General features: G+C 60.5%; 9 protein-coding genes. 5 read left to right on the top strand and 4 right to left on the bottom strand.

Annotated elements, in window-relative coordinates; genetic code table 11:
* Both KF767_18970 and KF767_18965 read right to left on the bottom strand, forming a co-directional pair.
* The coding region (locus KF767_18970; GenBank protein ID MBX3019977.1) for a hypothetical protein at positions 1-7,412 on the bottom strand (7,412 nt) is incomplete at its 3' end.
* Positions 7,413-7,550: 138 nt separating this feature from the next.
* Positions 7,551-7,853, bottom strand: coding sequence for a hypothetical protein (locus tag KF767_18965; GenBank protein MBX3019976.1), 303 nt, complete (start codon positions 7,851-7,853; stop codon positions 7,551-7,553).
* 68 nt (positions 7,854-7,921) lie between these two features.
* Between KF767_18965 and KF767_18960 the strand changes: the two genes are divergently transcribed.
* The gene (locus tag KF767_18960) at positions 7,922-8,752 is read left to right on the top strand and encodes a sterol desaturase family protein (protein ID MBX3019975.1); all 831 of its coding nucleotides are present in this window, start codon (positions 7,922-7,924) and stop codon (positions 8,750-8,752) included.
* Here the strand turns inward: KF767_18960 and KF767_18955 are convergent.
* Positions 8,749-9,627, bottom strand: a complete 879-nt coding sequence (locus KF767_18955; GenBank protein MBX3019974.1) for a hypothetical protein — start codon at positions 9,625-9,627, stop codon at positions 8,749-8,751. The two genes, KF767_18960 and KF767_18955, sit on opposite strands and share 4 nt — an antisense overlap.
* Before the next feature lie 174 nt (positions 9,628-9,801).
* Between KF767_18955 and KF767_18950 the strand changes: the two genes are divergently transcribed.
* On the top strand, positions 9,802-10,689 hold the full coding sequence (locus KF767_18950; protein ID MBX3019973.1) for a hypothetical protein: 888 nt from the start codon (positions 9,802-9,804) through the stop codon (positions 10,687-10,689).
* A gap of 29 nt (positions 10,690-10,718) precedes the next feature.
* On the opposite strand, the gene KF767_18945 is transcribed toward KF767_18950, so the two are convergent.
* Complete coding sequence (locus KF767_18945) at positions 10,719-11,264, bottom strand: hypothetical protein (GenBank protein MBX3019972.1); 546 nt, start codon at positions 11,262-11,264, stop codon at positions 10,719-10,721.
* 46 nt (positions 11,265-11,310) lie between these two features.
* Between KF767_18945 and KF767_18940 the strand changes: the two genes are divergently transcribed.
* From KF767_18940 to KF767_18930, 3 genes are all read left to right on the top strand, one after another.
* The gene (locus KF767_18940) at positions 11,311-11,757 is read left to right on the top strand and encodes a hypothetical protein (GenBank protein MBX3019971.1); all 447 of its coding nucleotides are present in this window, start codon (positions 11,311-11,313) and stop codon (positions 11,755-11,757) included.
* A 185-nt stretch (positions 11,758-11,942) separates the two neighbouring features.
* Positions 11,943-13,202 carry an SH3 domain-containing protein gene (locus KF767_18935; protein ID MBX3019970.1) on the top strand — a complete coding sequence of 420 codons (1,260 nt, stop codon included), beginning with the start codon at positions 11,943-11,945 and terminating at the stop codon, positions 13,200-13,202.
* Positions 13,199-13,702 (top strand): hypothetical protein, encoded by a 504-nt coding sequence (locus KF767_18930; GenBank protein MBX3019969.1) that lies wholly within the window; start codon positions 13,199-13,201, stop codon positions 13,700-13,702. The genes KF767_18935 and KF767_18930 overlap by 4 nt, the downstream gene beginning before the upstream one ends.
* The last annotated feature ends 125 nt before the right edge of the window (positions 13,703-13,827 follow it).

Raw genomic sequence — 13,827 nt, 5'->3', positions numbered from 1 at the left:
TTGCCGAGGGCGTAGCCCGAACCGGTGCCGATCAGCAGACGTCCCGAGGCCGCCGTCGAACCATCAAGCCCGGTTCCGCCACGCGACGCGGGGAGTGTGCCGGTGGTGATTTTCGCTGCATCGAGGTCGGGGATACGTGCGACATCGAAAGTGCCCGAAGTGATATCCGACGCGATCAGCGAACGGAACGAGGGGACACCCGACGCGCCGGTGGGTGCCGCGAGAACGGTCGCGGTATTTTGCGAAAGGAAGCTCAGGCCCAAGGTGCCCGCGCCGGTCACGGCCGAACCGGTCACGTCGAACACCGACGACGGAGCGGTCAAACCCACGTTGGTGACGACGCCCGCGGCCGACGGATCGAAGCTAAACGCCAACGAACCCGTCGAATGAGTGATGGTGACGCCCGAGCCGGCGACGACAGTTTTAAATTCGGAATTCGTGCCCGCCGCGTTGATTCCGTACAAACGGTTCGCGTCCGCAACCTGGGGCGCGAGTCCGGTTCCGCCGCGGGTGACGGGCAAGGTGCCCGACGTGATCTTCGCCGCATCCAGATCGGGGATACGTGCCACATCGAAAGTGCCCGCAGTGATATCCGAAGCGACGAGGGAGCGGAACGAGGGGACGCCCGAAGCGCCCGTGGGTGCCGCGAACACGGTCGCTGTGTTCTGCGAGTTGAAATCGAAGGCGAAAGTGCCCGACGAGGAAATCGACGAGGGCGAAACCGACATATAAGACGGCACCGTCGCGCCGATATTCGTGACGACGCCGGCGGCCTGAGCGTTAAAGCCGATCGCGATGGAGCCTGCGGCATTCGTGATGGTGACGCCCGAACCCGCGGTGAGCGTATTCAGCGCGAAGCCCGTGCCGGTTCCGATCAAAAGTTGTCCCGAGGCCGCGGTCGAACCGTCAAGACCGGTACCGCCGCGCTCGACGCGCAGAGTGCCCGAAGTGATCTTCGCGGCATCCAGATCCGGAATCCGCGCGACATCCAAAGTTCCGCTCGTGATCTTTGCCGCATCCAGGTTGGGAATGTCGGAAGGATCCAACGGACGGAATTCCGGAGCGCCGGTGCCGCCCGTGGGCGCGGCAAAAACGAGGTTTTGGTTTTGCGGATTGAAGGTCAGTCCCAAGGTGCCCGCGCCCGTGACGGCCGAACCGGTCACGCTGAAGACGGCGGTCGGCGCGGTGAGGCCGACGTTCGTGACGACACCGGCGGCCGAGGGATTAAAGCCGATCGAAATCGAACCCGCACCGTTCGTGATGGTCACGCCCGAACCCGCACTCAAAGTGTTGAGCGCGAAGCCTGAGCCATTTCCGATCAAGAGTTGTCCCGAAGCCGCGGCCGAACCATCCAGGCCGGTACCGCCGCGTGTGACGGGCAGAGTGCCCGACGTGATCTTCGCGGCATCCAGATCGGGAATGCGTGCGACATCGAAGATGCCCGCGGTGATATCCGAAGCGATCAGTGAACGGAACGAGGGGATACCCGACGCGCCGGTGGGCGCGGCGAGGACGGTCGCGGTCTCTTGCGAAAGGAAGCTCAGCCCCAAAGTGCCGGCGCCAGTGACGGCCGAGCCGGTGATATCGAAGACCGAGGTCGGCGCGGTCAAACCCACGTTGGTGACGACGCCCGCCGCCGACGGATCGAAGCTAAACGCCAACGAACCCGTCGAATGAGTGATGGTCACGCCCGAACCGGCGACGACGGTTTTGAATTCCGAGTTCGTGCCCGCCGAGTTGATTCCGTACAGACGATTCGCGTCCGCAACCTGGGGCGCGAGGCCCGTTCCGCCGCGAGTAACGGGCAGAGTGCCCGACGTGATTTTCGCCGCATCCAGATCCGGAATACGTGCAACGTCGAGCGTGCCCGAAGCGATTTTCGCGGCGTCGAGGCTCGGGATGTCCGAAGGATCAAGTTGACGGAATCCCGGGGCGCCCGAGCCGCCCGTGGGCGCCGCGAACACGAGATTCTGATTTTGCGCATTCAAGGACAGATCCAAAGTGCCCGCGCCGGTCACGGCCGAACCGCTCACGGTGAACAGAGCGGTCGGAGCGGTCAGACCCACGTTGGTCACGACACCCGCGGCCGAGGGATTAAAGCCGATCGAGATCGAGCCCGCACCGTTCGTGATGGTCACGCCCGAACCTGCGCTCAAAGTATTGAGGGCGAAGCCGGTGCCATTTCCGATCAAGAGTTGTCCCGAGGCTGCTGCGGAACCATCCAGGCCGGTACCACCGCGTTCAACGCGCAGAGTTCCGCTCGTGATTTTCGCGGCATCCAGATCGGGAATGCGCGCGACATCAAGCGTGCCCGAAGTGATCTTCGCGGCGTCGAGGTTCGGGATATCCGAAGGCTCCAACTGACGGAAGCCGGGCGCGCCCGAACCGCCCGTGGGCGCCGCGAACACGAGATTCTGATTTTGCGAGTTGAAGTCGAAGGCGAAAGTTCCCGCCGACGAGATCGACGAAGGCGAAACCGACATATAAGACGGTACAGTTGCGCCGATATTCGTGACGACACCCGCGGCCGAGGGATTAAAGCCGATCGAGATCGAGCCTGCGCCGTTGGTGATGGTCACGCCTGAACCCGCGCTCAAAGTGTTGAGCGCGAAGCCGGTGCCATTTCCGATCAAGAGTTGTCCCGAAGAAGCGGCGGATCCGTCCAGGCCGGTGCCGCCGCGCTCAACACGCAGAGTGCCCGACGTGATCTTCGCGGCATCCAAATCGGGAATACGTGCGACATCCAAGATGCCCGCGGTGATGTCCGAAGCGATCAGCGAACGGAAGAACGGAACGCCCGAAGCGCCCGTGGGCGCCGCGAGGACGGTCGCGGTCTCTTGCGAAAGGAAGCTCAGGCCCAAAGTACCGGCGCCAGTGACGGCCGAACCCGTGATATCGAAGACGGATGTCGGCGCGGTCAAACCCACGTTGGTGACCACACCTGCGGCCGACGGATTAAATCCGATCGAGATCGAGCCCGCGCCGTTCGTGATGGTCACGCCCGAACCTGCGCTCAAAGTATTGAGCGCGAAGCCAGTGCCGTTTCCGATCAAGAGTTGTCCCGAGGCGGCTGCGGATCCATCCAAACCGGTACCGCCGCGCTCAACACGCAGAGTTCCGCTCGTGATTTTCGCGGCATCCAGATCCGGAATCCGCGCGACATCCAGTGTGCCCGAAGTGATCTTCGAAGCATCCAAGACCGGGATATCGGAAGGTTCCAACTGACGGAATCCCGGTGCACCCGAACCACCCGTGGGTGCGGCGAAGACCAAGTTCTGATTTTGTGTATTGAAGTCGAAGGCAAAAGTGCCAGCCGAAGAGATCGAGCCCGGCGCGACGGACATATAGCTCGGCACGGTCGCGCCCACATTGGTCACGACGCCTGCAGCCGAGGGATCGAAACCGATCGAGATCGAGCCTGCGCCGTTGATGATGGTGACGCCCGAGCCTGCGCTCAAAGTATTGAGCGCGAAGCCGGTGCCGTTTCCGATCAAGAGTTGCCCCGAAGAAGCGACCGAACCGTCAAGGCCGGTGCCGCCGCGCTCAACGCGCAGAGTTCCGCTCGTAATTTTCGCCGCATCGAGGTCGGGAATACGTGCGACATCCAGTGTGCCCGAAGTGATTTTCGAAGCGTCCAAGACCGGGATATCCGAAGGCTCCAACTGACGGAAGCCGGGTGCACCCGAACCACCCGTGGGTGCGGCGAAGACCAAGTTCTGATTCTGCGAGTTCAGTGTGAGTCCCAATGTTCCCGCGCCGGTGACGGCCGATCCACTCACGGTGAAAAGTGCGGTCGGCGCGGTGAGTCCCACGTTGGTCACGACGCCCGCGGCGGCCGGATCAAACGTAAACGCGATCGAGCCTTGCGAGTGATTGATGATGACGCCGGAGCCGGCGACCATCGTTTTGAACTCCGAGTTGTCGCCCGCGGCGTTGATGCCGTAAACGCGGTTCGCATCCGCGACTTGCGGTGCGAGTCCGGTTCCGCCACGAGTGACGGGCAGAGTGCCCGACGTGATTTTCGCCGCGTCCAGGTCCGGAATACGTGCGACGTCGAGTGTCCCCGAAGTGATCTTCGAAGCGTCCAAAGCGGGAATGTCCGAAGGCTCCAGTTGACGGAAGCCCGGTGCGCCCGAGCCACCCGTGGGTGCCGCGAAGACCAAGTTCTGGTTCTGCGCATTGAAATCGAATGCGAAAGTGCCGGCCGAAGAGATCGAGCCCGGGGCTACGGACATATAACTCGGCACGGTCGCGCCGATGTTGGTGACGACACCCGCGGCCGAGGGATCGAAACCGATCGAGATCGAGCCCGCGCCGTTGATGATGGTCACGCCCGAACCCGCACTCAAGGTATTGAGGGCGAAGCCGGTGCCGTTTCCGATCAAGAGTTGTCCCGAAGAGGCGACCGAACCGTCAAGGCCGGTGCCGCCGCGCTCGACACGCAAGGTTCCCGAAGTGATTTTCGCGGCATCGAGATCGGGAATCCGCGCGACATCCAAAGTGCCCGCGGTGATATCCGAAGCGACAAGCGAGCGGAACGAGGGCACGCCCGAAGCGCCCGTGGGCGCCGCGAACACGGTGGCCGTGTCTTGCGAGTTGAAGGTCAGACCCAAGGTGCCCGCGCCGGTGATGGCCGATCCGCTGACGGTGAAGACCGAAGTCGGCGCGCTGAGGCCCACGTTTGTGACCACACCCGCCGCCGAAGGATCGAAGCCGATCGCGATCGAACCCGAAGAATTCTGGATCACGACGCCCGAAAGCGCCGTCAAAGTATTCAGCGCGAAGCCACCGGTGCCGTCCGCGATCAAGAGCTGACCATCGGTCGCCAACGTCGCGTCCAGTCCCGTGCCGCCGCGTTCGACGGGCAAAAGGCCGGTGATCAAATGCGAAGTATCAAGATAGGGAATGTCGTAAGGAGTCAGCGCACGGAACTCCGGCGCCCCCGAACCACCCGTGGGCGCCGCAAGGACGGTCGTCGCATTTTGCGAGTTCAAATGCAGTCCCAGGGTGCCCGCGCCGGTGACGGCCGAGCCCGAGACGTTGAAGATCGAAGTTGGCGCGGTGAGTCCCACGTTGGTGACGACGCCCGCGGCGGCCGGATCGAAAGTGAAAGCGATCGAGCCTTGGGTGTGATTGATCATCACGCCGGAGCCGGCGACCATCGTTTTGAATTCCGAATTGTCGCCCGCGGCGTTGATGCCGTAAACGCGATTCGCATCCGCAACCTGCGGCGCGAGTCCGGTTCCGCCCCGAGTGACGGGCAGAGTGCCCGACGTGATTTTCGCCGCATCCAGATCGGGGATGCGTGCGACGTCGAGTGTCCCCGAGGTGATCTTCGCGGCATCGAGGTTCGGAATATCCGAGGGGTGCAGCGCGCGGAAGTCCGGTGCGCCCGAGCCGCCCGTGGGCGCCGCGAAGACCAGATTCTGGGCCTGACTATTATAAGAGAACTGGAATGTGCCCGAAGACGAGATACCCGAAGGCGAAACGCTCATGAAGCTCGGCACTTCCGCGCCGACATGAGTGACCACTCCCGCCATCGAAGGATTGAACGAGATACCGATCGAGCCCGATTGATTGTCGATCAAAACGCCCGAGCCGCCGTAGAGGTTTCCGAGGGCGAAGCCACCCGTGCCCGTGCCGATCAAGAGTTGGCCGGTGGTCGCGACCGAACCGTCGAGACCCGTGCCGCCACGTTGAACGCCCAGGGTTCCGGTCGTGATCTTCGCGGCATCCAAATCGGGAATGCGGGCGACATCAAAAGTGCCGCTATTGATTTTCGAAGCATCGAGATCCGGAATGTCGAGCGGATCCAGCGAGCGGAAGGTCGGTTGACCCGAACCCGCGATGGGTGCCGCGAAAACCAAACGCGCATTTTGATCGCGCCAGCCGATGGAAAGTGTCCCTTCGCCGGGACCGACGGGGGCGGAAACGGTCATCTCGCCCGCCGGTACGACGAGCTCCAGGCCCGTCATGCCCATCGATCCGGCCGGGACCCACACCATATTTCCCAAACCGTCAAATGAGAGGATGTCGCCGGCTTGGGGCGCGGTGTTCGGGAACACCAGACTGTAGCTCGCGCCCATCGGCGCGGACAGCAGGATTGCGGAAGAGGTGCCCGCATGCAGACCGTTATCCAAAGCCAGATAGTTCAAGAACGCGGCGGATGCGGTGAAGGCGCCGGTGGCGTCACGCGCGATGATCGCGTCGTTGGTCAGTGCCGGCGTCGCGGTGGTCGCAGAGTTTTGAACTTTGCCCGTCGCCGCCAGAACCGGAATATCTTCTTCGACCAGTTGACGGAAAGAGACGGGGCCGGAACCGCCGCTGGCGGGGCCTGCGAAGACGACGTTCTGCGCTTGCGCACCGAAGTTCGCTCCTGACAGGTTGGTCAAATTCAGACCCAAGGTGCCGTTCGTAACACTCAATCCATTTGTGGTGTCGACGGTGATCAGTCCCAGCTGACCTGCGCCATCGGCGACGGGCATGGCCTGGTTGTTGGCCGAAGTGATCCGGCCCCACATATCGACTTGAATCACCGGGATCAGCACGCCCGTGGGGGCGACCGCGCCGTACGTGCCCGCAGCGACGCCCGTTGTGCCGAGGCTCAGGTTGCGTGCATTGCCGACGGTTCCGACGAGGATGTTCGCGTCGCCCGTCAGGGTGGCGATCCCCAGCGAACCTTGCGATGCGATTTGGGTGTCGACGTAGTCTTTGTTGGCGGCGTCTCCGCCAACGATGGGAGTGCCGACGTTATGCAGTTGCTTACCTTCGAGATCCTGGTTTTCGGCGAGCTCCCAAAGCAGGTCGACCGCATCGCGCGAGAAGAGCGTGGCCGCTTTCACTCCGGGTTGTGCGGGGCCGGCGACCTTGAAGAGGTAGTTCACCGAGTAGCCCGAGATTTGCTCGGCTTGCATCGCGAAGGGGACCGACTTCACCGGAAGGTCGACGACGCGGATTTCTTGGCCCGCATCCGAGAACGTCACGCTGATCGTGCGATCGTCCGCGAAGTTCGAGGTGTAGCCGGTATAACCGGTGTTACACTGCGCGCTCGGGATCACGAGGTTCGGGTGGTTGACGAACACTTGACCGAACGAAGTCGCGCCGCCGCCGGTGGGACCGGTCAAACGGTTCACGTCTTTACCGATCTCGAGCGAGAACGCGCCTTTTGAACCTTGCATCGGGACCGTTTGACGTTCCGACCACAGCAGACACTTCGACGGACCGGGGCTGAAGATCTTGATTTGGAAATCGATCGTGCCTTCGAGGGGAGTTCCGTCCGGACGCAGGATGCGTCCCTGGTACGTGACCAGCTGATTTGAATCCGCAAATGACGGCAAAGCCGCTCCCACCATGGTGGAAACGGCAATCGCGATCGTCAGTCTTCGAAGTGCAAATCCCTGAAGCATCTTCACGACTTACTTATCGGTCGTCGCGCCTTGAGGGTTGAGGTGAAAAAGATGTCAACGTGACGAAATCTTCGTCGTTCTAGACGAACATTCGTGTCTCAGTTTTGGATTTTGGTCTGGAATGAAACAGAATTTGCTCGAGCGTCACTCGATGATGACGTCAAACGTCTCGGAATTGATATTTCCCTGAACGTTGGAGTGGATGGTGTAGCCTTCGCTCGTGACGGTGTCGGTTTTTCCCGAGAACGGGGCGCCGACGGAACTCGACACTTGATAACCTTCGGGGGTCGTCAAGTTTTGCTGTGATCCCGAGATGAGTCCGGTCGCTTCGCCCAGGCGAGGAACATAGGTTCGACGCGTGACATCGGTGATCTGCCCGTCGACCGAACAGGCAGAGAGAAGTGCGAGTGCCGTGAGCGCGAAAATCGCGCGAGTGAGCGATGTCATGATTTCTTATCGGCGCTTTCGGGAAAACCTGGACCCCTCGTCTCGAACTGGGATAGGCTCCGGATTTCATGGACCAGTTGAGCGTTCAGCATTACGAAAAGCTGGAATCCTATATTCCGGTCAGTCTGCTTTCCCCCAAAGTCGCGGCGCTCGCCTTCGTCGTGATCTTGGGTTTCGTGGTGTTTCGTTACTTCGCTATGATTTTACCGTTTCACGCGGTTTTCTACCGCTGGCGTCCGGCCGCGACGCGCGCGCGGCAGATCTATCCGCAACTTCCCGGAAAGAAAGAACAACTTTTTGAACTGAAGTGGTCTTTGATGAGCTCTTTCATCTTTGCCGCGACCGGAGTTTTGCTGGGCGTGATGTGGGAGCTCGGCTGGACGAAGCTCTATTTGAGGTTCGACGAATACGGCTTGTGGTATTTGCCGGTCAGTTGGCTTTTGCTTCTACTGATTCACGACACGTATTTTTACTGGACGCACGTCTGGCTGCATCGACCCGGCGTTTACGAGCGCTATCATCAGATTCATCACAAGTCTTTGCGTCCCAGTCCGTGGGCGTCGTTCTCGTTTCATCCGGTCGAGTCGTTGATCAATGCGATCTGGATTCCGCTCGTCGTCTTGTTTTTGCCGCTTCATCCGGTCGTATTGATCTTTCACCTGACGTTCATGACGATCTCGGCGATCACCAATCATTTGGGCTTCGAGGTCCTGCCGTCGACGGCGTTAAAATACGGTTACGGAAAATGGATCATCAGCGGGACCCACCACGCGCAACATCACCGCTACTTTCGGGCGAATTACGGACTGTTCTTGTCGGTCTGGGATCGGCTGATGAAAACCGAGCACGCGAAGTTCGAGGAAGAATTCGCGCGCGTCTTTCAACCCAAGAAAAACTAGTGGGCCTGCCAGCAGGTGGCTTTTTCGGCTTGGTACGCGGACTGGTCTTTCAGCCGCATATCGAAGTCTTTCGGCGCGCCCGGATTGACGGGCTGGTTATTGATGTTCGCCCGCACGAACATGTTTCCGGGGTTGCGGGGATCTTCGGTTGAATGGAAAAGCCGGGTGCCGTTGGCTTCCATCATGGGGAAGACGGGCTCGTGAATTTTCGGGAACTGCAATCGTTTTAATATCGTGATTTCGCCGTTTTGCCCGACTTTCTGCAAGAGAACTCTGGCCGAGCGGACCCGCACTTCCAGATCCGGAGGGGTGGGCGCGGCGGCCCCGGTGGGTAGGGGCGGACCATCGGTCGGGGCCGAGGCGAGTGGCGCCGGAGGGGGCGTCAGGATGATCGTATCCGAGACCCGACTCAGCTGGACTTCGTAACGTTCGTTCGCGTTCACGGCCTGACAGAAGACGTCGACGAAGTCGTTCACCGCGATGCCGCTTTCCCAGCTCGAGCGTCGCTCTTCCAGAAGTTTGCCGTCGACGATCAAGAGGCGCGCGTCGACGGATGTGCGGTCCGCGATCAGGTCCGGTCGGGGCAGCGGCACCGCCAGGCGCACGCAGTTTTCCATCGTCTGTACGATACCTTCCGCGCGGAACTCGAACTGCTCCTTGATCGCGAAACCGGTGCTCGAGCACTGTCCGGTCGTATCGACCGAGGCGTAGATCTTACCCCCGTAGCCATCGCCATTTCCGGAAGAGATGTTTTCCGATTTGAATTGAAGTTCGTCCACGCGCAGCTTCAGCGCCTGCCCGGAGCAGTTCTGAAAGAGGAGCAAGCCCGGAAGGGCGAGCATCACCATGAAGAAGGACCATTGAGGTTTCATCATCCGCGTTCTCCCAGTTTCCCCCGTCATTCCGACTTTTTCGAATGGAAAGATGAAGCGGTCTCAACGGGGGGCGATGACCTTCAGAATTCCGGAGTTCGGTCTCCGGTTCGGCTGACAAATTTGCGGAGAAGAACTCGACTTGAGTCAAATTGGGAAAATGACGATAGCCGGGGCATGAAAAACCTCATGGTGAAAATCAGCTTGGCATTTTTCTTCCCGATGATGTCCCTGGCCGCCGCGCCCGAGCCCCTGCGGGTCGAGGTCTGGAGCCGTGGCTTGAGCGCGCGCATGGAACTGAAGCCTCGCGGCGCGCACTACGAGATGACCGTGCGTTTGAACGGCGGCCAATCGACCTGGAAGCAAGTTCACCGCAAAGACGTCTCGGCGTTGATCACGAAAATTTCGGCCCTCGAGGGGCTGGTCGCGAAAGATGCCAGCGTTCATGAAATCAAGGTCAGCGGTTGCCGGTCGGGTTGGGTACGGATGCGTCCCCAGCGTCCGGGGGACTGGCGTGCTTGCCTGGACCAACCGGCGCCGGGGACTTCCGCCGCGAACGCTCATCGCGCAAACGAACTCGCGGTGATGATCGCCGACGCTTTCGAGAAGTTGGTGAAGGCTTCGGAAGCGCCGATCGTGCTGCGTCCGAATAGCAAAAGTGAAGAGCCCGAAGCCCTCATTCAATTCGCCGAGACCGAGGACGACCGCATGGCGCGGATCGAGTCCGAGGTCCAGGATGCGGAACGTTTCGCGAATGAACAGATGCAGACCGAGCGTTTGCGCCAGCGTTTGATCGAGAACGAGCGCGGACGCGATCCGTTCCTGCAGAAAGCGGCGAACTCGACGAAGGTGGTGAAGTCCGCCGCGAAGCCCGCCGCACCGGTCGCCCAGCAGCTCAAGCGTTTGGAGTCTTTGGTTCACAGCGTAGAGAAGTACGTCGCCGAAACCCCGTCGCTTCTGGACTCGGGCCTGCAGAAGGCACGCAAATTCGCGCCGTCGAAAAAAGATCTTTTGCAGCCGGTAGAGAAAGCGAAGTCGCAGACCGCCGGACCGCGCGCTCCTTAATCAAAAGGCCGCGCGAATCACCAGGGCCGCTAGTCTTGAGTGAGGACCTGGAGTCCGCTGGCGGCCAAGTCGGCCTCCGCCATTGTCTCGAGAAGCTCGGTTTCGCCTTTCAGACGACCGAGGGTCTTTGAAAGAATCCCGTCAAATTCGTAGGTCTGGCCCTGATGGGTGAGGGTCTCGGGGATCCGCCAGGTGTCCGTCGTCGGGCGCTGCAGAAGGCAGCGTAGGGTCGCACCCGATTCTTCATTCACGTAGCGTAAGATCATGCTGTCGATACGAACACCGTTTGGCACGACGTCACTCACGATCGACGCGATATTCAAAAAAATGACGGGGCAGTTCACCAGCCGCACTTCGTTCGGCGAATGGAAGCTGCGAATCCAGTGGACCCACGCGCGGATTCCGACCGAGTTCATCAACTTCAAGTCACGCAAATCGAGAATGAACTTTTGTCGGTTGAAGCCTTGGTATTGCGGCAAGGGCGTGCGATCATCGACGACAGACGGAATATGGAAGAGGACGTCTTTCGAAGTCATGAAGAGATTGTCCATGGCTTCGACGTTTTCAGGCAACATCGCATTCGGTGGCGGTGTGGCGTATCATGGACGACTGGAGGCTCAGATGAAGGTTCAGATGAAAATGCGCGTGTTCGCTGTGCTGTTGGTCGTGATGACGGTCCTTCCCGCGCGTGCGGATTGGACGTGGAATATCGGTTACCACAATCCCGCGGGGGCCGAGGTGGGCCTCAATCTTTTGCATTTCTGGAACAACTGGGCCTTTGAAATCGGCGCGGGCTACTTCAACGCGCAAGACTCCAAGGTCACCATCGCCGGCGACCTCGATATGAAGTATCTGTTCGGTTCGGGATGGTTTCGCCCCTACCTGATGGGCGGGGTCGGTTACGGGACGGGCGCACTCTTCGAAGAAGGGGGCGGAGTTTCGGCCGGAGCGGGCGGAGGATTTCTGGGCGGCGGTGTTTTTCTGAAGGGAAGGCCTTTCTATTTCTACGCGGGCGTCGCTGCGGGCCGGGGCACGACCGTGCAGGCGGGACTCGGTTTCGATCTCTAAAACTCTCGTGAAGATGTCGAAAGAGTTGACAGTGGCGGTGACGCTTTTTCGGCTCATTTTAAGTATGGCTTTGTAAGCCCCTGAATTTCGGGGGCATTTTTTTGGATTCAATCTTGCCTCTGTCAAGATCCAGGAGCTCCCGTTGGGGCCCGGCCATGATGGCCGTTAATGAAGGCAGGACAGTGATGAGTTCAGCAGGACAGAACAAACAAAGCCCGATGCGGATCCTGGGGATCTGGTTGGCATGTGCGTTCAGCGCCTCGCCGGCACTGGCGCTCACCGGGACGGTGATATCAGATATCGGCCTCAATATTCGTGAGGCTCCCAGCGGAAAAGTTTTGGGCGCGCTGCCCATGGGCTCGACCTTCGAAGTCCTTTCGCGCCAAGGCAAGTGGCTGCACGTCCGCCTGAGCGACGGTCGCCAAGTTTATGTGTGGAATCCCAATAATGCGAATGTGTCGGGTGCCGAAAAAATTTCGGACGGTGCGGGCGTCGCGCCGATCGGTCGTGTTGAGCGTGAAGCGCTCCCCGCCGTGACGGAAGAGCGTGCCGCCGAAAAACCCGCCGCCGACCCCGCGTTGACCGGCTCGGGAGTCGTACCTGAAGCGCGTCCGGCGACGGGCGGCGACGAAAAACCCGTCGCGGATGTACCGGTGCCGATCGCGCGTCCCAAAGATTTGGGCACCATCACGGCGACCGGCAATTATCGTCTGCGGGCGGCTCCGGGAACGGACAAGTCGGTGATCGCAACTTTGCGCGGTGGCCGTTCGAAGATGACGATCTTGAAACGTGAAGGTGAATGGGTTCAGGTCCGCACGGACGACGGCAAAACCGGTTGGGTCCACAAGGGCGCCACCGAAGGGACGGCGTGCGTGGACGGAACTTGCCGTGATCAAGCACGTAACCCGCGCGACGATGCGGCGGATATCTTGTCGGCGACGCAGGATCAAGCGCGCGGTGTCGGTAAAGGCAACGCCTGCGTGCGGAACGAAATCTTGAAGGCCGCGAAAGTGGTCGTGCGCAATAACTACGGTAACCGTCCCGCATCGCGCGGTCAGTGCGCTCTCGGCGTGCGGCAGGCACTGGACAAAGCGGGCGTCAATAACGGCGCGGGTCTGGGCCACGCGGTTGACTATCATGCCAAAGGCGTGATGAAACGGAAGGGCTTCGTGAACCGTATCAATCAGTACAATGCGCAAAACGCACCCCCGGGAGCGATCTTGGTTTTCAAAGGCCCGCTGACCGCAAACTATCTGCGTAACGGACGTATGAGCCGTCCCTACGGAAATTACGTCGGTCACGTCACCATCAAGGGTGATGACGGACGTTACTACACGGATGGTCGTACGGTGGCCCCCGCGGTGGCGAATCGCCAGCTGGTCGGAGTCTACGTTCCCGAGGATATTTCGAAGATGTCGCCCAAGATCCGCAGGAAGTGCCAATGATGAAGATCGCGATCGTGCTCGTCACCATGATTTTGGGAATCGCGCAGGCGCAAGCGTGCGTGAGCTGTAACGAGATCGCGAAAACGACGAAGGAGTTCGGCGCGCTGAATCCGCGCTCGACCGTCGATCAGGAAACCGGCGGTAAGTTGATTGATCCGATGATGAAAACGATCCGCGCCGGTGTGAACGAGGCCGCGAAGAATTCGAAGCTCCGTACGCGGTTGTGGTCGGATCTCTTCGCGATGGTGACGGCGGCGGGACCTTACGACTTCGAGTCGCAGGGCGCGCAGTTGCTGCACGAAGGCCTGCGGCGCGACGCCAAGGCCGCAGCGCAATTCGACAAAGAGTTTTCCGGCAATAAGCTCAGCTGCGAAAAGAAGCTTCTGAAAAGCGCCATCGTGGAATTCCGCTGCAATGACCGCCGTTCCGGTGGCAAGGTTCCCGCCGAAGGTGGCGTGGCCGCTTGCGTGCAGACCTTCAATTACGATCTGTGTAAATAACCAACACCCGTCAGACCCCGGTGACGAGTCGCGGCCGCAGTGTGCCCGCGGCGCTTACGTTGCGTTTCCCATCTCAACCCGAGACGATTTTACGGCGTGGCTCATGCAATAGCCTCCATTGCTTC

It is taken from the genome of Pseudobdellovibrionaceae bacterium (assembly GCA_019637875.1).
Taxonomy (GTDB): Bacteria; Bdellovibrionota; Bdellovibrionia; order Bdellovibrionales; family Bdellovibrionaceae; genus JAHBUW01.
The sequence above is the reverse complement of the archived record's forward strand: the minus strand, read 5'-3'. Positions and strand labels throughout refer to the sequence as shown.